The organism is Microbacterium sp. LWO14-1.2 (genome assembly GCF_038397715.1).
Classification (GTDB): domain Bacteria; phylum Actinomycetota; class Actinomycetes; order Actinomycetales; family Microbacteriaceae; genus Microbacterium.
The window spans coordinates 3698301-3716069 of record NZ_CP151633.1; the positions used below are offsets into that span (position 1 = coordinate 3698301).

Here is a 17769-nt window from a genome sequence, read left to right on the forward strand (position 1 = left end):
GCTGGGAGGATGATCTCCTCCCTGCACGGAACCGTGCTGCACTCGTCGTCCGATCATGTCGTCGTCGACGTCGGGGGCGTCGGCTTCTCGGTGGCGGTGCCCGCCGATGTCGCACACACCGCGACCGTGGGGGAGCGGCTTCAGCTGCACACGAGTCTGATCGTCCGCGAGGATGCGCTCTCGCTGTACGGGTTCGCTGAGCGTGACGAGCTGGAGATCTTCGGTCTGCTCATCAGCGTCACCGGGGTGGGGCCGAAATCCGCGCTGGGCGTGCTGTCGCACCTGACGGTCGATCAGATCGCCGAGGCGGTGACGGCGGAGGACGACGCACCGTTCCGGCGCGTCTCCGGCATCGGCCCGAAGACCGCCAAGCTCATCGTCGTGCAGCTCGCGGGCAAGGTGCACCCGAGCGGCCCTGCGTCGAAGCCGGCGGCCGGAGCGGGATCGGATGTCGTCTCGCAGGTCACCGCCGCGCTCGTCGGGCTCGGCTGGTCCGAGAAGGTGGCGGCCGAGGCTGCGGCCCAGACGGCCGAGGAGGCGTCTGAGGCAGAACGCGCCGCGGTCGCCCCGCTGCTGCGGCGCACGCTCGCGCTGTTGGGGCCGGCGCGTGTCTGACGCCAGGGATGCGACGGAGCCGGTCGACGAGACCGAGCTCGCGATCGAGGGAGCGCTCCGGCCCACCAGCCTCGGCGACTTCGTCGGACAGCAGAAGGTCAGAGGACAGCTGCAGCTCCTGCTCGACGCCGCCCGCATCCAGAGTCGCCCGCCGGACCACATCCTCCTCGCCGGCCCACCGGGCCTCGGCAAGACGACGCTCGCGATGATCGTCGCGCACGAGAGCGAGAGGCCGTTGCGCCTCTCCAGCGGCCCGGCGATCCAGCACGCCGGCGATCTCGCAGCGCTCCTGTCGAGCCTGGTTCCGGGCGAGGTGCTCTTCATCGACGAGATCCACCGCATGGCGCGCTCCGCCGAGGAGATGCTGTATCTCGCGATGGAGGACTTCCGGATCGACATCATGGTCGGCAAGGGCGCCGGGGCCACGAGCATCCCGCTCGATCTCGCGCCGTTCACTCTCGTGGGAGCGACGACGCGGTCGGGACTCCTGCCGAATCCGCTGCGCGACCGCTTCGGGTTCACGGGGCACCTGGAGTTCTACGACGAGACCGAGTTGGAGCAGGTGATCGCGCGGTCGGCGCTGGTGCTCGGGGTCGACCTCCCCGGCGACTCTCTCGCCGAGATCGCCCGTCGCTCGCGCGGCACGCCCCGCATCGCGAACCGGCTGCTGCGCCGGGTGCGGGATTACGCTCTCGTGCACGGCGGAGGCGCCGCCTCGCTCGCCGACGTGCGCGCGGCGCTGGAGCTCTACGACGTCGACCCGATCGGGCTGGACCGCCTCGACCGTGCCGTGCTCGAAGCCCTCGTGCGGCGATTCCGCGGAGGTCCGGTCGGGCTCAGCACGCTCGCCGTCGCGGTCGGCGAAGAGGCCGAGACCGTCGAGAGCGTGGTCGAGCCCTATCTGGTGCGGATCGGCTTCCTCGGACGTACCCCGCGCGGACGCGTCGCGATGCCGGAGGCGTACACCCATCTCGGCGTCGCGCACCCGGACGGGGTGCTTCGCCTCGATGACCTATAATCGCTGAAGACTTCCCCCGATAGAACTGTGCGCCCATGGCTGGTGCGTGCACCTGAGAAAGGCGCTTGCCCTCATGCCCATGGAAATCCTCCTCTTCGGCCTCCTCGCCGTCCTCGTCGTCTTCATGTTCGTGAACGGCCGTCGTCGCCAGAAGCAGATGAAGGCGGAGCAGGAGGAGAAGGCGACCAAGACGGTGCCCGGAGTGAAGGTGCTCCTGCAGGGCGGCATCTACGGCACCATCGTCGCCTACGACCACGACGACCTCGACTCGCCCGCGCTCGTCGAGATCGCCCCCGGCACGGTCATCGAGGTGCACAGCCAGGCCATCCTCCGCATCGTCGAGCCCAAGGACCTCACCGACGGCGTCGACGTCGTGGGCGACGAGACGCCCGTCGTCGTCGAAGAGACCCCCGTCGTCGAAGAGACCCCCGTCGTCGACGACGCTCCCGCCGTCGAGACCCCCGAGGAGACGCGTCGCCGTCTCGAGCGGGACGCCGACGACAAGTAAGACCGCTCTCCGCAGCACTCGGCACTCCGGCATCTCAGAAAGCTGATCACACGTGGCCACTTCCTCCCCGGTCCGTCACGCCTGGCGGGTCCTCCTCGGACTCCTTCTGGTGACGGGCGTCCTGTTCGGCATCAACGCGATCGGCGTCTACGGCTTCCAGAAGAGCTCCTGGGCTCCTGAGCTCGCGCTCGATCTCCAGGGCGGAACGCAGATCATCCTCAGTGCCGAGACCGAGGACGGCGCTGCGCCGTCGTCCGAGCAGCTCGACCAGGCCGCGGCCATCATCCGCCAGCGCGTGGACGCGTCCGGTGTCGCCGAGGCCGACATCACCACCGAGGGCGGCCGCAACATCGTGGTGCAGATCCCCGGTGCGGCCGACGACCAGACGCGCGAGCGCATCCAGTCGAGCGCGCAGCTCCAGTTCCGGCCCGTGCTCGCGACCACCGCGGGGACGAACACGTTCATCGGCGAGGACGGAAACGAGACGCCGTACCCGACGCCCGACGACTCGCTCAGCGACACCCCGACGGCGGAGCCGACCGATCCGAGCGACCTGTCCTGGGTGAGCGAGAAGCTGGCCGCGGAGTTCCAGGCGTACGACTGCGCGAACCCGGAGAACGACCCGTCCCGTGAGCCGGCCGACCAGCCGCTCATCGCGTGCGACCCGACCGGTCAGGCGAAGTACATCCTCGGCCCGACCGAGCTCACCGGCCAGGCCATCACCGACGCACAGGCCGGCCGTGACCCGCGCTCCGGTGCGTGGATCGTGCAGCTGACGATGAACGCCGACGGCACCGACGCGTTCGGCAAGGTCAGCACGCGTCTCAACCAGAACCGCATCGCCAACCTCTCGCCGCGCGACCAGTTCGCGTTCGTGCTCGACGGCTCCGTCATCAGCGCGCCGGTCATGAACGGGCAGATCCTCGACGGACGCCCCAGCATCTCGGGCAGCTTCACGCAGGAGACCGCGACCACACTCGCCGACCAGCTGAAGTTCGGTGCGCTGCCGCTCAGCTTCGAGGTGCAGAGCTCCGACACGGTGTCGGCGACGCTCGGCACGCAGCAGCTGCAGATCGGCCTCATCGCCGGCCTCATCGGCCTCGCGCTCGTCGCGGTGTACTCGCTCTTCTCCTACCGCGCGCTCGGTACGGTGATCATCGCGTCGATCGCGGTGATGGCGGTTCTCACGTACATCGTCATCTGCATCCTCGCGTGGCGTCTCGGCTTCCGCCTCTCGCTGGCCGGCGTCGCGGGTCTGATCGTGTCGATCGGATTCACCGCCGACTCGTTCATCGTCTACTTCGAACGCATCCGAGACGAGTTGCGAGACGGCAAGTCGATCACGGCGGCGGTCGAGGACGGATGGGGTCGAGCCAAGCGCACGATCTACATCTCGAAGTCGATCAACGTGCTCGCGGCCGTCGTGCTGTACATCCTCGCGGATGCGACCGTGAAGGGCTTCGCGTTCACGCTCGGCCTCACCACCATCATCGACGTGCTCATCTTCGTGATCTTCACGCACCCGGTGATGCAGATCCTCGCACGCACGCGCTTCTTCGGCGGCGGCCACAAGCTCTCCGGGCTCGACCCGGAGTCCCTGGGCGCCGTGTACCGCAGCCGTTCGCAGTTCCGCGAGGTCGCGACGACCTCGACGGGGCGCAACGCGAAGAACGCGCGTTCGCGCGGGGAGGCCGATCGTCGTCAGACCATCGCAGAGCGCAAGCGCGCCGAGGCACTCGCCGGTGAGAAACGCACCAGCACGGGAAGTGAGGGGGACGCGTGATGGCTTCCATGAACGAGTTCGGAAACAACCTCTACACGGGCAAGACGTCCTTCCCGTTCGTCGGCAAGCGCCGCCTGTGGTTCATCATCGCGATCGCCCTCGTCGTGGGCTCGGCCCTCGTGCCGCTGATCCGTCCCATCCAGTTCTCGATCGAGTTCACGGGCGGATCCCAGTTCACGGTGCAGGCTCCCGAAACGACCGACCAGCAGACGGCGACGGATGCCGTGCAGTCCGTCGTCCCTGAGGCGGCCACCAAGGTGGTCGTCGTCAACGGCTCCGACATCCGCGTCCAGACCGACCAGATGAGCGCGGCCGAGACCCAGCAGGTCTCCGCGGCTCTGGCCGACGCCTACAAGGTCGACGGGGATGCCGTCACCTCGTCGTTCATCGGCCCGGCGTGGGGCGAGAACGTCACGAAGCAGTCGCTGTGGGGCCTCGCGATCTTCCTCGCGCTCACCTTCCTCATCCTCGCGATCTACTTCCGCACGTGGAAGATGTCCGCCGCGGCCATCCTCGGTCTGCTGGATGTGCTCGTGATCACCGTCGGCGTGTACGCGCTGGCCGGGTTCGAGATCTCTCCCGCGGCTGTGATCGGGTTCCTCACGATCCTCGCGTACTCGCTGTACGACACCACGGTCGTGTTCGACAAGATCCGCGAGAACACCACGGAGGACGGTGAGAAGTCGGCGCGCCTGTTCGGGGAGTCCGTCAACCTCGCCGTCAACCAGACGCTCGTCCGGTCGATCAACACCTCCGTGGTGGCTGCTCTGCCCGTCGGCGCGATCCTCTTCATCGGCTCGTTCTGGCTCGGCGCCGAGACGCTCACCGACATCTCGCTGTCGATCTTCGTCGGCATCCTGGTCGCGACGTACTCGACGCTGTTCGTCGCCGCTCCGCTCTACTCGCTGTTCCGTGAGAACGAGCCGCAGATCAAGGCTCGTGACGCGCGCGTGCGCGAGTCGCGCGAGCGCGCGGCCGTCGAGGTCTGATCGTCCCGCTCAGCGGGGCCGCACCCCGCTGAGCACGCGTAAACTGGTGAGATTGGGGAGGTGAGCGGATGGCGGAACCGCAGACGACGTCGCAGGGATCGAGCCTGAGGCGACTGGTTCCCCGCATCTTCTCCCGTGCGCCCCGGGTCAACGACCTGGACAACCTGATCCGCACCGTCCGCGCGAATCACCCCAAGGGCGACCTGGCCGTGATCGAGCGGGCGTACGCGGTCGCCAAGGAGAAGCACGAGGGCCAGAAGCGGCAGAGCGGTGAGCCCTACATCACGCACCCGCTCGCCGTCGCTCAGATCCTCGGCGAGATGGGCCTCGGTCCCCGCGCGATCGCTGCTGCGCTGCTGCACGACACGGTCGAGGACACGGGGTATGCCCTGACCGACCTCACCGCCGAGTTCGGCGACGAGGTGGCGATGCTCGTCGACGGCGTCACCAAGCTCGACAAGGTCAAGTACGGCGAGAGCGCCCAGGCCGAGACGGTCCGCAAGATGATCGTCGCGATGTCGAAGGACATCCGCGTCCTCCTCATCAAGCTCGCCGACCGGCTGCACAACGCGCGCACCTGGGGCTTCGTGCCGCCGGAGAAGGCGGCGAAGAAGGCCAAGGAGACTCTCGAGATCTACGCGCCCCTGGCGAACCGACTCGGAATCCAGGCGATCAAGTCCGAACTCGAGGATCTGTCGTTCGCGGTACTGCACCCGAAGATCTACAACGAGATCCACAACCTCATCGCGCAGCGCACGCCGCAGCGCGAGAAGTATCTCGGCCAGGTCGTCGAGGAGATCGACGAGGACCTGCGCGATCTGCGCATCCGCGGCAAGGTGGTCGGGCGTCCCAAGCAGCTCTACTCCGTGTACCAGAAGATGGTCGTGCGCGGTCGCGAGTTCGACGACATCTACGACCTCATCGGCATCCGTGTGCTCGTGTCCTCGGTCCGCGACTGCTATGCGGTCCTCGGCGCCATCCATGCGCGGTGGACGCCGCTGCCCGGTCGGTTCAAGGACTACATCGCGACCCCGAAGTTCAACCTGTACCAGTCGCTGCACACGACGGTGATCGGTCCTTCCGGTCGCACGGTCGAGATCCAGATCCGTACGCACGAGATGCACCAGCAGGCGGAGTACGGCGTCGCCGCGCACTGGATGTACAAGGAGCGGATGAACGGCGGCAAGGCCGAGGTCCGCGCGGCCGACCGCGACATGGCGTGGCTCGCCCACATCTCCGACTGGCAGGCCGAGACGGCCGATCCGGGGGAGTTCCTCGACTCGTTACGCTTCGAGATCGGCGCGAAAGAGGTCTACGTCTTCACTCCGAAGGGCCGCGTCATCGGGCTGCCGGCGGGTGCGACCCCCGTCGACTTCGCCTACGCCGTCCACACCGAGATCGGCCACCGCACGATGGGGTCGAAGGTGAACGGGCGCCTGGTGCCGCTCGAATCGGAGCTCAAGAGCGGCGACGTGGTCGAGGTGTTCACCTCGAAGAACCCCGACGCGGGCCCGAGCCAGGATTGGCTCGGCTTCGTCAAGAGCACGCGAGCCCGGAACAAGATCCGCGGCTGGTTCACGAAGGAGCGTCGCGAAGAGGCCATCGAGCAGGGCAAGGAGGCCATCGCTCGCGCGATGCGCAGACAGAACCTGCCGCTGCAGCGCCTCATGAACCAGGACTCGTTCGCCGAGGTCGCGCACCAGCTGCACTACGAGGACGTCTCGGGGCTCTACGCCGCCGTCGGCGAGGGACATGTGTCCACGCAGTCGGTGCTCGAGAAGGTCACCGCTCTCGTCGCCACCGACGATCCTGCCACGGGGCCGATCGACCTCCCCGGCACGATGCCGTCGCGTGAGCCGCGCAGCGGCGACTCCGGCGTGCTCGTGCGCGGCGCCGCCGACATCCTCGTGAAGCTCGCCAAGTGCTGCACGCCGGTGCCCGGCGACGACATCGTCGGCTTCGTCACGCGCGGCAGCGGCGTCTCCGTGCACCGCGCCGACTGCGTGAACGTCAAGGCGCTGTCGAGTGAGGAGGACCGCTTCGTCGACGTGTCCTGGGCACCGACGACCAAGAGCGTCTTCCGTGTGCAGATCCAGGTCGAGGCGCTCGACCGCTCCGGTCTGCTCTCCGACGTCACCCGCGTGCTCAGCGAGCATCACGTCAACATCCTCTCGGCGACCGTCAGCACGACCGACGAGCGCCTCGCTCTCAGCCGCTTCGTCTTCGAGATGGGCGACGCCGTGCACCTCGACCGGGTCCTCAACGCGGTCCGCCGCATCGACGCGGTGTACGACGTGTACCGCGTCACCTCGTCCTGACGATCGCACGCTGCAGCGCGGCCCTGGCGACTCTCGCCCCGGGCATGCGCTGCATCGCGTCTATCGTCGTCGCGGCCCGGTCGAGCAGCCCGGGGTCCGTGTCGGCGAGGAGGTCGATCCACTGGCGTCGGGTCGGGTCCCTGTGCAGACCCAGCGCCAGATCGACCATCGTGCGTACCGGACTCATGACGAGGATGCCGCCGAGCTGCACGACATCTCCCTGCGGGAGTGCGGTGTCGTGCAGCACGATGCGCGGCGGCAGATCCAGCCGCAGGCGGTGCGGCACCGCGCGTCGCACGTGGTGACGGGCCGGCGGGCGGTCACCCGCTCCATGCACCCAGGCGGCGGACGGGCCGCAGGCGGCGGTGCTCGGGGGGACGATGCCGGCGATCGCCGCAGCCCGGGCCTGGGGCGAGTCGACGAGGTCCGCCGGCACGTATCCTTCGCCGAGCTCCACGAGGTGGCCGTCGAGTCGGGCGGCCGACAGCTCGGGAAGACTGAGCCGTCCGCCGGGCAGATACAGGAGAGCGGGATGCATCACGCCAGTGTGGCGCAGTGCATCCCGCTCCTCCGTCAGCGCGGTGGGATCTGTGGAGAGATCAGCCGCCCAGGGCGCTGAGCCACGTGCGACGTGCCTCGAGGGCCTCGGATGCCGCCTTGACGGCCTTCTTGTCGCCGGACTTCTCGGCGGCGGCGAGCTCGGACTCGAGCTTCTCGATCGCCTCGAGCAGCTGCGAGCTCATGTCGTTGGCACGCGCCTTGGTCTCGGGGTTGTTCTTCTTCCAGTCGACGTCCTCGCGGGCCTTGAGCGCCTGCTCGATCACGCGCAGGCGGTCGTCGAGCGCGCGCTCCTTGTCGCGCGGGAAGATGCGGCCGATCTCGTCCCACTGACGCTGGATGCGGGTGAGCAGTGCGCGGGCGCGCTTGATGTCGCGCTCATCGGCGACGGCCTTGGCCTCTTCGAGGAGCGCCTGACGGGCCTCGATCTTCGGGGCGGAATCGGCCTCCTCGGCCGCAGCCTGCTCGGCGCGCGCGGCGTAGAGCGCGTCGCCGGCGGCCTTGAAACGCGCCCACAGTGCGTCGTCGGCCTTGCGGCCGGCGCGTCCCGCGTTCTTCCACTCGTCGAGCAGGGAGCGGTACGAGGGGATGCCGTCGACGCCGCGCGGAGCGAGGGCTTCGGCACGCTCGACGAGGCGGGTCTTCGCGTCGCGGGCGGTCTTGTGCGCATCGTCGAGCTCGGAGTAGAACGCGCGGCGCGCCTTGTCGACGGTCGAGCGGGCGTCGCGGAATCGCTTCCAGAGCTGCTGGGAGATGCCCTTGGACAGGCGGGGACCCGACTGCTGCTGTGCCTGCCACGTCTCGAAGAGCTCGGTGAGCTCGGCGGTGACCTGCTTCCACTGCACCTTGGAGAGGTCGCGGGCCGCGATCGCCTCGGCGCGCTCGACGAGGGCGGTGCGCTCGGCGATGGCCTGCTCGACGAGCTCCTTCGCCTGCTGGGCCTCCTGCGCGGTGGCCTCCGACAGCGAGGAGGTCAGCGCGGTGAGGCGATCGCGGAGACCCGCGAGGTCGCCGACCGCGGCGGCATCCGTCGCCTCCTCGATCAGGTGGTTCGCCTGCTTCACGAGGTCGGCTGCCGAAGCGCCGCCGGCCTGGTGGCGCTGCTCGAGCGCGACGACCTTGAACGCGATGTCGTCGTACTTGCGCACGAAGTAGGCCAGCGCCTCGTCGGGCGTGCCGTCGGGGTACTGTCCGACGACGCGCCACGTGTCGCCCTCGCGGACCTCCACGGTTCCGTCTTCGGAGACCCGACCCCACTCGGCGGCGTCTGTCGACGGCGTCGGGATCGCGGCGGCGACCGGAGCGGCGGCCGGGGTCGGCAGCTTCCGCGGCATGGGCTTCGCCGGGGGAGCGGGAACGGGGGGAGTCGGCTTCGCGGGCTCGTTGGCAGACACGTGATTCTCCTTGCGCGGTCGTACCGCGGGAGGCGGAAAGGACGAGCCTCAGCCTAGTACGCGCGGCGTCCGCGCGTGTGGCCGACCGGACTCACTCGGCCGGGGTCTCCGTGAGGATCGGCTCGGGTACCGGGGTCTCGCTCGGCAGGATCTGCTCGCCGGGGTCCTCGGTCTGCTCGACGCCGGGGCTGGGGGTAGGGGTAGGGGTCGGCTCGGGAGCGGTCACCTGCGCGTGCACGACCTGGCTCACGATCGCGCCAGCCACGATGACGACACCCACGACGACGGCGATCACGTTGTCGCGCGTCCGCCGAGCGATCTGACGGTCGTGCCAGTCGCGTCGGGCGTTGTGAAGGCGTGCGCGCTCCGCTTCGGTGCGTGCACGCTGTGCGTTCCTGGACCCGCGTGCGGCCATGCCCCACTCCCTCTCCGACGCGCGACGGCGCGTCGCCTGAGAGCCTATCGCCGCCGCGCGGTCCGTTCGAGCCGGTCACCGTGTCGGCGGGCCGCGTTAGCCTGGGACGATGACCTCCGCCGCCGCTCTGCTCTCCGGGCAGACGCCCCTCGCCGTGCGCATGCGCCCGGTGTCGCTCGACGAGGTCGCCGGTCAGAAGCATCTTCTCCGCGCCGGGTCGCCGATCGTGGCGTTGGCGGACCCGGCCGCGTCGTCGCCCGGGGCCGTGTCGATCATCCTGTGGGGCCCACCCGGCACAGGGAAGACCACCCTCGCGCAGGCCATCGCCCGCTCGTCGGGGCGCCGTTTCGTCGAGCTCTCGGCGATCACGGCCGGCGTGAAGGACGTGCGCGAGGTGATGCAGGAGGCGATCACCCAGCGCGACCTGTACGGCCAGACCACCATCCTCTTCCTCGACGAGATCCACCGGTTCACGAAGGCGCAGCAGGACGCACTCCTGCCCGGCGTCGAGAACGGCTGGGTCATCCTCATCGCCGCGACCACCGAGAACCCGTCGTTCTCGGTCATCTCCCCGCTGCTGTCCCGCTCGCTGCTGCTCACGCTGCAGCCGCTCACGGACGACGACATCGGCGTGCTCGTCGATCGGGCGGTGGGTGACGCGCGAGGTCTGAACGGCGCCGTGACGCTCGCCGACGACGCGCGGTCGGCCCTCATCCGTCTCGCCTCCGGCGACGCCCGTCGTGCGCTGACGGGTCTGGAGGCCGCAGCGGCGGTCGCGCTGTCGCATGCGAGCGGGTCGCCCCGCACCGAGGACGACTCCGACGCCGGGGACGAGGTTGCGGCTGCCCCGGCGGTCACGGCCGACGACGTCGCGCAGGCCGTCGACAAGGCCCTGCTCCGCTACGACCGTCAGGGCGATGAGCACTACGACGTCATCAGCGCCTTCATCAAGTCGATCCGCGGCTCCGACCCCGACGCCGCCCTCCACTACCTCGCCCGGATGATCGAGGCGGGGGAGGATCCGCGTTTCATCGCCAGGAGGCTCGTGATCTCCGCGTCGGAAGACGTCGGTCTCGCCGATCCGCAGGCGCTCTCGATCGCCGTCGCGGCGGCGGATGCCGTGGCGTTCATCGGTATGCCGGAGGGGCGGATCCCGCTGGCGGAGGCCACCGTCTATCTCGCGACGACCGCGAAGTCGAACGCCGCCTACTCGGGCATCGATGCCGCGATCGCCGATATCCGCGCCGGAGGCTTCGGGCGGGTGCCGCTGCACCTCCGCGACGCGCACTACCCGGGTGCGAAGCGCCTGGGTCACGGACGCGGCTACGTCTATCCGCACGACAGCGAGTTCGGCATCCTCCCGCAGCAGTACCTCCCCGACGAGCTGCGCGGTCGTCGCTACTACGAGCCGAAGAACCTCGGCGCCGAGCGCGACATCTCCGCGCGACTGGAGCGGATCCGGCGCATCCTCGACGGGCGTTGAGTCGGATCTGATAAGATCGAGCGGCTCGAAACCGAGTTTTCGGGCATCTCCTCGTTCACACCACACCTCGACAGCGCCCCGGCGTGCGCTCCGAGGCAGAACGCGGCGATACGTCCGCGAGTCGCGAAAGCCGCGACCGCGTCATCGGAAGGACAGCTTCGTGACCACGAAGTCCCAGGACCGCCGCAAGGTCCGTCTCAGCCGCGCCCTCGGCGTGGCCCTCACCCCGAAGGCCGCCCGCTACCTCGAGAAGCGTCCCTACGCTCCCGGCGAGCACGGCCGCACCAAGCGCAAGGCAGACAGCGACTACGCCGTCCGCCTGCGCGAGAAGCAGCGTCTTCGCGAGCAGTACGGCATCCGCGAGAAGCAGATGCGCAACACCTTCAACGAGGCGCGTCGTCAGGACGGCCTGACCGGTGAGAACCTCGTCGAGCTCCTCGAGATGCGTCTCGACGCCCTCGTGCTGCGTTCGGGCTTCGCCCGCACCACCGCGCAGGCTCGCCAGCTCGTCGTGCACCGTCACATCCTCGTCGACGGTCAGCTCGTCGACCGCCCGTCGTTCCGTGTGAAGCCGGGTCAGCTCATCCACGTCAAGGCCAAGAGCGAGGGCACCGAGCCCTTCCAGGTCGCAGCCGCCGGCGGTCACGCCGAGGTCCTGCCTCCCGTTCCGGGCTACCTCGAGGTCGAGCTCGACAAGCTGCAGGCTCGCCTGGTCCGTCGCCCGAAGCGCGCCGAGGTCCCCGTGACCTGTGAAGTGCAGCTCGTCGTCGAGTACTACGCAGCTCGCTGATCCCCACACAGGATCCGCAACACAGCAGAAGGCGTCGGGGTCACCCGGCGCCTTCTGCCGTTTCCGCATACGATGGAGAGACCGCGCCTCCGCGGGTCTGACACGAGGATGACGACATGAAGAACGTGCTGTGGTTCCTGATCGGCGTGATCGGCGGCTTCGTCGCGGCGCATTTCATGAACAAGGACCCGCGCGGGCACGACATCCTCGCCGAGGTCGACGCCCGGATCAACGAGTTCACGACGATCATCGGCGACGCCTACCGCGAGCAGCAGGCGCGACTCACCGACCCCGCAGACGACTGAGCGGGCGGCGCCTCGACGCGCCATCCGCCTGCCCGCATCCCCCATCCCGTACGCAAGGACACCCGGCACACCCATGAACACTGCGGAGATCGCGCAGCGCTACCTCGACTACTTCGAGAAGAACGACCACCTCATCGTCCCGTCCTCGTCGCTCGTCAGCGACGACCCGTCGCTGCTGTTCACCGTCGCCGGCATGGTGCCGATGATCCCGTATCTCACGGGCGTCGTTCCCGCGCCGCACCCGCGCATCGCCGACCTGCAGAAGTGCATCCGCACGAACGACATCGAAGAGGTCGGTCGCACGGCCCGGCACGGCACGTTCTTCCAGATGCTGGGCAACTGGTCGTTCGGCGACTACTTCAAGGAGGGGGCGATCCGCTACGCCTGGGAGCTGCTCACCAGCTCCGAGTCCGACGGCGGTCTGGGCTTCGATGAGAAGGACCTCTGGGTCACCGTCTACGAGACCGACGACGAGGCGGAGTCCATCTGGCGCGACATCATCGGTCTGAAGCCCGAGCGCATCCAGCGCCTGGGACGCGCCGACAACTACTGGAACACGGGTCAGCCGGGTCCGGGCGGCCCCGACTCCGAGATCTTCTTCGACCGCGGACCCTCATACGGCAAGGACGGCGGTCCGGCCGCCGACGACACCCGGTTCCTGGAGATCTGGAACCTCGTGTTCATGCAGGACTTCATCGAGAACATCCGCGGCAAGACGGAGTTCGACATCGTCGGCGAGCTGCCGATGAAGAACATCGACACCGGCATGGGCCTCGAGCGCGTCGCCTTCCTCAAGCAGGGCGTCGAGAACATGTACGAGACCGACCAGGTGCGTCCGGTGCTCGACCGCGCGGTCGAGCTGTCCGGTCGACGCTATGGGGCGGCGCACGAGGACGATGTGCGGTTCCGTGTGGTCGCCGATCACGTGCGTTCGTCGCTCATGCTGCTGTCCGACGGCGTCCGTCCCTCGAACGAGGGGCGCGGCTACATCCTGCGCCGCCTGATGCGCCGCACGGTCCGCGCGATGCGGCTGCTGGGTGTCGACGCCCCGTCGTTCCCCGAGCTGTTCGCCGCGTCGCGCGACGCCATGAAGACGGCGTACCCGGTGCTCGAGTCCGACTGGTCGACGCTCTCCGCCGCGGCATTCGCCGAGGAGGAGACCTTCCGGCGCACCCTCGCGCAGGGATCGACCATCCTCGATCTCGCGCTCGACGAGACGAAGAAGGGCGGCGGCAGCGCGCTCAGCGGTCGCGAGGCGTTCCTGCTGCACGACACGTACGGTTTCCCGATCGACCTGACGCTCGAGGTCGCCGAGGAAGCAGGGCTCGAGGTCGACCGTGCGGCTTTCGACTCGCTCATGAAGGAGCAGCGCGACCGCGCCAAGGCCGACGCCCGCAACCGCAAGCGTCAGCTCGCCGACGTCTCGGTCTACCGCGACCTCCGGGCGCTGGGCGAGACCGGCTTCGACGGCTACTCCGAGCTCGAGGTCGACTCGCGCGTGCTGGGCATCCTCGTCGACGGCCAGGTCGTCCGCAGCGCCTCCGAGGGCCAGATCGCCGAGGTCGTGCTCGCCGAGACGACGCTGTACGCGGAGTCGGGCGGTCAGGTGGCCGACAAGGGCGTGATCGTCGGCCCCGGGTACGAGCTCGAGGTCCTCGACGTGCAGAAGCCCGTACCGGGTCTGATCAGCCACACGGTCGAGGTGACCCGCGGATCCGTGTCGGTCGACGACACCGCGACGACGATCGTGGACGCAGCGAACCGACGCGCGGCCAGGCAGGCGCACTCGGCGACGCACCTGGTGCACGCCGCGCTGCGCGACACCCTGGGCCCGACGGCCACTCAGGCCGGCTCGCTGAACCGAGCCGGGTACATGCGCTTCGACTTCTCCTGGTCGCAGGCGCTGTCCGCCGACACCAAGACCGAGATCGAGGAGATCACGAACCGCGCCGTCCACGACGCGCTCGAGGTCACCACGCGCATCGTCACGCTGGACGAGGCGAAGGAAGCCGGCGCCATGGCGCTGTTCGGCGAGAAGTACGGCGACGTCGTGCGGATGGTCGACATCGGCGGTCCCTGGTCGCGTGAGCTCTGCGCAGGCACGCATGTCGCGAGCAGTTCCGAGATCGGTCTCGTGAGCCTGGTGGGGGAGTCGTCGGTCGGCGCCTCCAACCGCCGCATCGAGGCACTCGTCGGACAGGACGCCTTCCGCGAGCTCGCCGCCGAGCGTGCTCTCGTGTCGCAGCTCACCGCGTCGTTGAAGGCACCGCGCGACCAGCTCGTCGAGCGCGTCGCCGACCTGTCGTCGAGCCTCAAGGCCGCCGAGAAGCGCATCGCCCAGTTCGAGGCGAAGGAGCGCGCCGGTCAGGTGCCCGCGATCGCCGACGCCGCGACGCGCGTCGGATCCTTCCGCCTCGCTGCGCAGTCGCTCGGCGAGCTCGCCTCGGCGGACGACCTGCGCGACATCGTCCTCGGTGTGCGCGACCGACTCGGCTCCGATGCCGCGGTCGTCGCGCTCGGCGGAGTGGTGAACGGTCGGCCGGTCGTCGTGGTCGCCACGAACGACGCCGCCCGCTCCGCCGGTGCCAAGGCGGGTGCCCTGGCGAAGCGCGCCGCATCGGTGCTCGGCGGTGGCGGAGGCGGACGCGACGACGTCGCGCAGGGCGGAGGCACCGACGCCGCAGCGCTCGGTGCGGCGCTCGAGGCCGTCTCGCAGGAGCTGCAGGCAGCGTGACCGGCTTCCGGCGCGGTGTGCGGATCGGGATCGACGTCGGTCGCGCACGGATCGGCGTCGCGAGGTGCGACCCCGACGGCATGCTCGCTGTGCCCGTCGAGACGGTCACGCGGGACGACGCGTCGATCGCTCGGATCTCGGAGATCGTCGCGGAGCACGAACCCCTCGAAGTGGTCGTGGGTCTGCCGGTGAACCTGCAGGGCGCCGACACCGCTTCCACCACGGACGCGCGCGACTTCGCGGCGGCCCTGGCGGACCGTCTCGGCCTGCCGATCCGCCTGGTCGACGAGAGACTGAGCACGGTGACGGCACACGCCGCCCTGAGATCTTCGGGCAGAACCCAGAAGAATTCTCGTAGCATTGTGGATCAGGTCGCCGCCGTGGTGCTGCTGCAGCAGGCGATAGACACGGAGAAGAGCACCGGAAACCCGCCCGGAGCCACGATTCCGCTCGACGAGGAGTCCCCCTGACAATGCCCGAACGTGAGAGTGCCTCCCCTCAGCACGATCCGGACGCCCGCCTGGGTGACCTGTTCGAGAACCTCCCCGACCCCACGCAGCAGAGCCCGACGGTGGACAACACCCCGCCGGCCCCGGGCTCGCGTCGTGCGGCGCGCGAGGCCGCGACGCGTTCGGGCGCCAGGCTCGACGAGCCATCCGCCGGCCCCGCCGACGACGGGGCGCACGCGTCTCCCGTCGGTCATGAGGAGGCAGGCACACCGACGCGCGCTGTTCCGGTAACGGCGTCGACCACGCCAGCCATGCCCGCCGCATCGGGGGAGCCGGACGCGACGTCGAGCAGTGCCCGGGCTGCCGAGCCCGCGCGATCCGCAGAGCCGGCACACGCCGCAGGGTCTCCGCGTTCCGATGACCTCGCGACGGAGACGCCGGCTCGCAGCGGCAGCCTCGACGACCTCTTCCACGACGACTCTCGAGACCACGACAGGCCCGCCGCCCCCAACAAGAAGCGCCGCACCGGGTGTCTCGTGGCGCTCATCATCGTGCTCGTCGTGATCGGCGGCATCGTCGCCGGCGGCGTGTGGGCGTGGAACACCTACGGCGACAAGATCAGCGACGCGATGGGATGGGGCGAGCCCGACGACTGGGAGGCCGGTCAGGCCACCGGCGAGGTGCTCGTCACGATCAAGGAGGGTGACACGGGAGGCCCGGTCTCCAAGTCGCTGTTCGACGCGGGCGTCACCCGAACCGAGGACGTCTTCTACAACTACCTCGTCGACGAGAACATCGCGGTCACGTTCTACCCGGGCATCTACAGCCTGCAGGAGAAGATGACCGCGGAAGCAGCGCTCGAGGCCCTCCAGAACCCGGAGAACAAGAGGGAGAACTCGGCGAGCGTGTCCGAGGGGGCGACCATCGAGTCGTCGCTCCCGACGATCGCGGAGTCGCTGGGGATGCCGGTGGAGGACTTCCAGGCGGCCATCGACCTCGGGCCGGCCGCCTACGGCGTCGACGCGCAGAGCCTCGAGGGCTGGTTGTTCCCCGCCGTCTACACGTTCGACCCCGGCGTCACGGCCCAGCAGGTCATTCAGCGCATGGTGGACCGCACGTGGGAGTCGCTGAACGCGGCGGGCGTGCCGGCGGAGGATGCCCAGCGCATCCTCACGATCGCCTCCATCATCCAGCGCGAGGGAGCCACGGCAGACTTCGCGAAGGTGTCTCGCGTGATCCAGAACCGTCTCGACATCGACATGAAGCTGCAGATGGACTCGACGGCGCAGTACGGCTACGGCTCGCTGCATGAGGGCGTCGTGTCGAGCTCCGCCGAGGCGCTCGCTGATCCGAACCCGTGGAACACCTACGTCAACGTCGGGCTTCCCGTGACACCGATCGCGAGCCCGAGCGACGCGGCCATCAAGGCGGCGATGAGCCCGGCCGAGGGGCCATGGCTCTACTTCGTCACCATCAACCTCGCGACCGGTGAGACGCAGTTCTCGGAAACCTACGAGGAGCACCTCCAGGGCGTGGAGAAGTGGGAGAAGTGGTGCCAGGAGAACCCCGACGGAGGATGCTCGGCGGGATGACCCGGTCGAACCTCGCTGTCTGGGGCGACCCGATCGCGCACTCCCGCTCCCCGCAGCTGCACAGCGCGGCCTACCGCGCACTCGGCCTGGACTGGGAGTACACCAGGCGCCGGGTCGACGAGGTCGCGTTCGGCGATGCGCTGGCGTCTCTCGACGACTCCTGGCGGGGCCTCTCGCTCACGATGCCCTTGAAGGAGCAGGCGCACCGGGCGGCGGTGATCCGCGACCGGCACGCCGACCTCACGGGCGCCGTGAACACCCTGCTCCTCGCCGACGGGCCGCAGGGCTTCAACACCGATGTGGGCGGGATCATCGACGCACTGGGTGAGGACGGCGTCGCGGACGTCGACTCGGTTCGGATCCTCGGGGCCGGCGCGACGGCGGCATCCGCTCTCGTGGCCGTCGCCGAGATGGGCGCGCGACGGGTCGACGTGCGCGCACGTCGACCGCGCCGCGCCGAGGGGCTGCTCGCTCTTGCCGTGCGTCTGGGGCTCACCGGCTCCGTGCAGACCTTCGACGTGCCGGCCGAGCCTGTGTCCGTGACGATCGCCACGCTGCCCAGCGGGACGTCGCTCGACGAGCGCGTGGTCGCACGGCTCGGCGAGAACGGCGGCGTGCTGTTCGACGTCGCGTACGCGCCGTGGCCGTCCACCCTCGCCGCGCGATGGCCTGGTCGATCGATCTCGGGTCTCGGGATGCTGTTGCACCAGGCCGTGCGTCAGATCCGCATCTTCCACCACGGCGATCAGGACCGCGCCCTGCCCGACGAAGAGAGCATGGTCGAGGCGATGCGCGGGGTTCTGCGGTCTTAGGACGAC

16 protein-coding genes are annotated in these 17769 nt (G+C 69.3%); 13 read left to right on the top strand and 3 right to left on the bottom strand.

Going from position 1 to position 17769, the window contains the following annotated elements:
- Nucleotides 1-9 precede the first annotated feature (9 nt).
- From ruvA to MRBLWO14_RS17895, 6 genes are all read left to right on the top strand, one after another.
- Nucleotides 10-615, top strand: coding sequence for a Holliday junction branch migration protein RuvA (ruvA, locus tag MRBLWO14_RS17870; protein ID WP_341934399.1), 606 nt, complete (start codon nt 10-12; stop codon nt 613-615).
- Nucleotides 608-1633: a Holliday junction branch migration DNA helicase RuvB gene (ruvB, locus tag MRBLWO14_RS17875; protein WP_341934400.1), complete on the top strand. Its 1026-nt coding sequence runs from the start codon at nt 608-610 to the stop codon at nt 1631-1633. The genes ruvA and ruvB overlap by 8 nt, the downstream gene beginning before the upstream one ends.
- Before the next feature lie 73 nt (nt 1634-1706).
- The gene (locus MRBLWO14_RS17880; RefSeq protein WP_341934401.1) at nt 1707-2141 is read left to right on the top strand and encodes a preprotein translocase subunit YajC; all 435 of its coding nucleotides are present in this window, start codon (nt 1707-1709) and stop codon (nt 2139-2141) included.
- Nucleotides 2142-2193: 52 nt separating this feature from the next.
- Nucleotides 2194-3924, top strand: coding sequence for a protein translocase subunit SecD (gene secD / locus MRBLWO14_RS17885; RefSeq protein WP_341934402.1), 1731 nt, complete (start codon nt 2194-2196; stop codon nt 3922-3924).
- On the top strand, nt 3924-4913 hold the full coding sequence (gene secF, locus MRBLWO14_RS17890) for a protein translocase subunit SecF (RefSeq protein ID WP_341934403.1): 990 nt from the start codon (nt 3924-3926) through the stop codon (nt 4911-4913). Before secD ends, secF begins: the two co-directional genes overlap by 1 nt.
- Nucleotides 4914-4981: 68 nt before the next feature.
- A complete protein-coding gene (locus tag MRBLWO14_RS17895) occupies nt 4982-7231 on the top strand; it encodes a bifunctional (p)ppGpp synthetase/guanosine-3',5'-bis(diphosphate) 3'-pyrophosphohydrolase (protein ID WP_341934404.1) in 2250 nt (749 codons plus the stop codon).
- Here MRBLWO14_RS17895 and MRBLWO14_RS17900 read toward each other — a convergent pair.
- The 3 genes from MRBLWO14_RS17900 to MRBLWO14_RS17910 form a co-directional block, all read right to left on the bottom strand.
- Nucleotides 7218-7769: a hypothetical protein gene (locus MRBLWO14_RS17900; RefSeq protein WP_341934405.1), complete on the bottom strand. Its 552-nt coding sequence runs from the start codon at nt 7767-7769 to the stop codon at nt 7218-7220. The genes MRBLWO14_RS17895 and MRBLWO14_RS17900 overlap by 14 nt on opposite strands.
- 61 nt (nt 7770-7830) lie before the next feature.
- Nucleotides 7831-9183: a DUF349 domain-containing protein gene (locus tag MRBLWO14_RS17905; RefSeq protein ID WP_341934406.1), complete on the bottom strand. Its 1353-nt coding sequence runs from the start codon at nt 9181-9183 to the stop codon at nt 7831-7833.
- A gap of 91 nt (nt 9184-9274) precedes the next feature.
- The gene (locus MRBLWO14_RS17910; protein WP_341934407.1) at nt 9275-9598 is read right to left on the bottom strand and encodes a hypothetical protein; all 324 of its coding nucleotides are present in this window, start codon (nt 9596-9598) and stop codon (nt 9275-9277) included.
- A gap of 109 nt (nt 9599-9707) precedes the next feature.
- On the opposite strand from MRBLWO14_RS17910, the gene MRBLWO14_RS17915 reads away from it, so the two are divergent.
- The 7 genes from MRBLWO14_RS17915 (at nt 9708) to MRBLWO14_RS17945 (ending at nt 17763) form a co-directional block, all read left to right on the top strand.
- Complete coding sequence (locus tag MRBLWO14_RS17915; protein WP_341934408.1) at nt 9708-11081, top strand: replication-associated recombination protein A; 1374 nt, start codon at nt 9708-9710, stop codon at nt 11079-11081.
- Between the two features lie 160 nt (nt 11082-11241).
- On the top strand, nt 11242-11871 hold the full coding sequence (gene rpsD, locus MRBLWO14_RS17920) for a 30S ribosomal protein S4 (protein WP_096716119.1): 630 nt from the start codon (nt 11242-11244) through the stop codon (nt 11869-11871).
- 116 nt (nt 11872-11987) lie between these two features.
- Nucleotides 11988-12176 (top strand): hypothetical protein, encoded by a 189-nt coding sequence (locus MRBLWO14_RS17925; RefSeq protein WP_096716118.1) that lies wholly within the window; start codon nt 11988-11990, stop codon nt 12174-12176.
- Nucleotides 12177-12249: 73 nt separating this feature from the next.
- The gene (gene alaS, locus MRBLWO14_RS17930; RefSeq protein WP_341934409.1) at nt 12250-14910 is read left to right on the top strand and encodes an alanine--tRNA ligase; all 2661 of its coding nucleotides are present in this window, start codon (nt 12250-12252) and stop codon (nt 14908-14910) included.
- Entirely contained in the window at nt 14907-15380 is a 474-nt protein-coding gene (gene ruvX, locus MRBLWO14_RS17935; RefSeq protein ID WP_341934410.1) for a Holliday junction resolvase RuvX, read from the top strand. Before alaS ends, ruvX begins: the two co-directional genes overlap by 4 nt.
- Before the next feature lie 2 nt (nt 15381-15382).
- The gene (gene mltG, locus MRBLWO14_RS17940; RefSeq protein ID WP_341934411.1) at nt 15383-16951 is read left to right on the top strand and encodes an endolytic transglycosylase MltG; all 1569 of its coding nucleotides are present in this window, start codon (nt 15383-15385) and stop codon (nt 16949-16951) included.
- Nucleotides 16948-17763 carry a shikimate dehydrogenase gene (locus MRBLWO14_RS17945; RefSeq protein ID WP_341934412.1) on the top strand — a complete coding sequence of 272 codons (816 nt, stop codon included), beginning with the start codon at nt 16948-16950 and terminating at the stop codon, nt 17761-17763. Before mltG ends, MRBLWO14_RS17945 begins: the two co-directional genes overlap by 4 nt.
- Nucleotides 17764-17769: the final 6 nt, after the last annotated feature.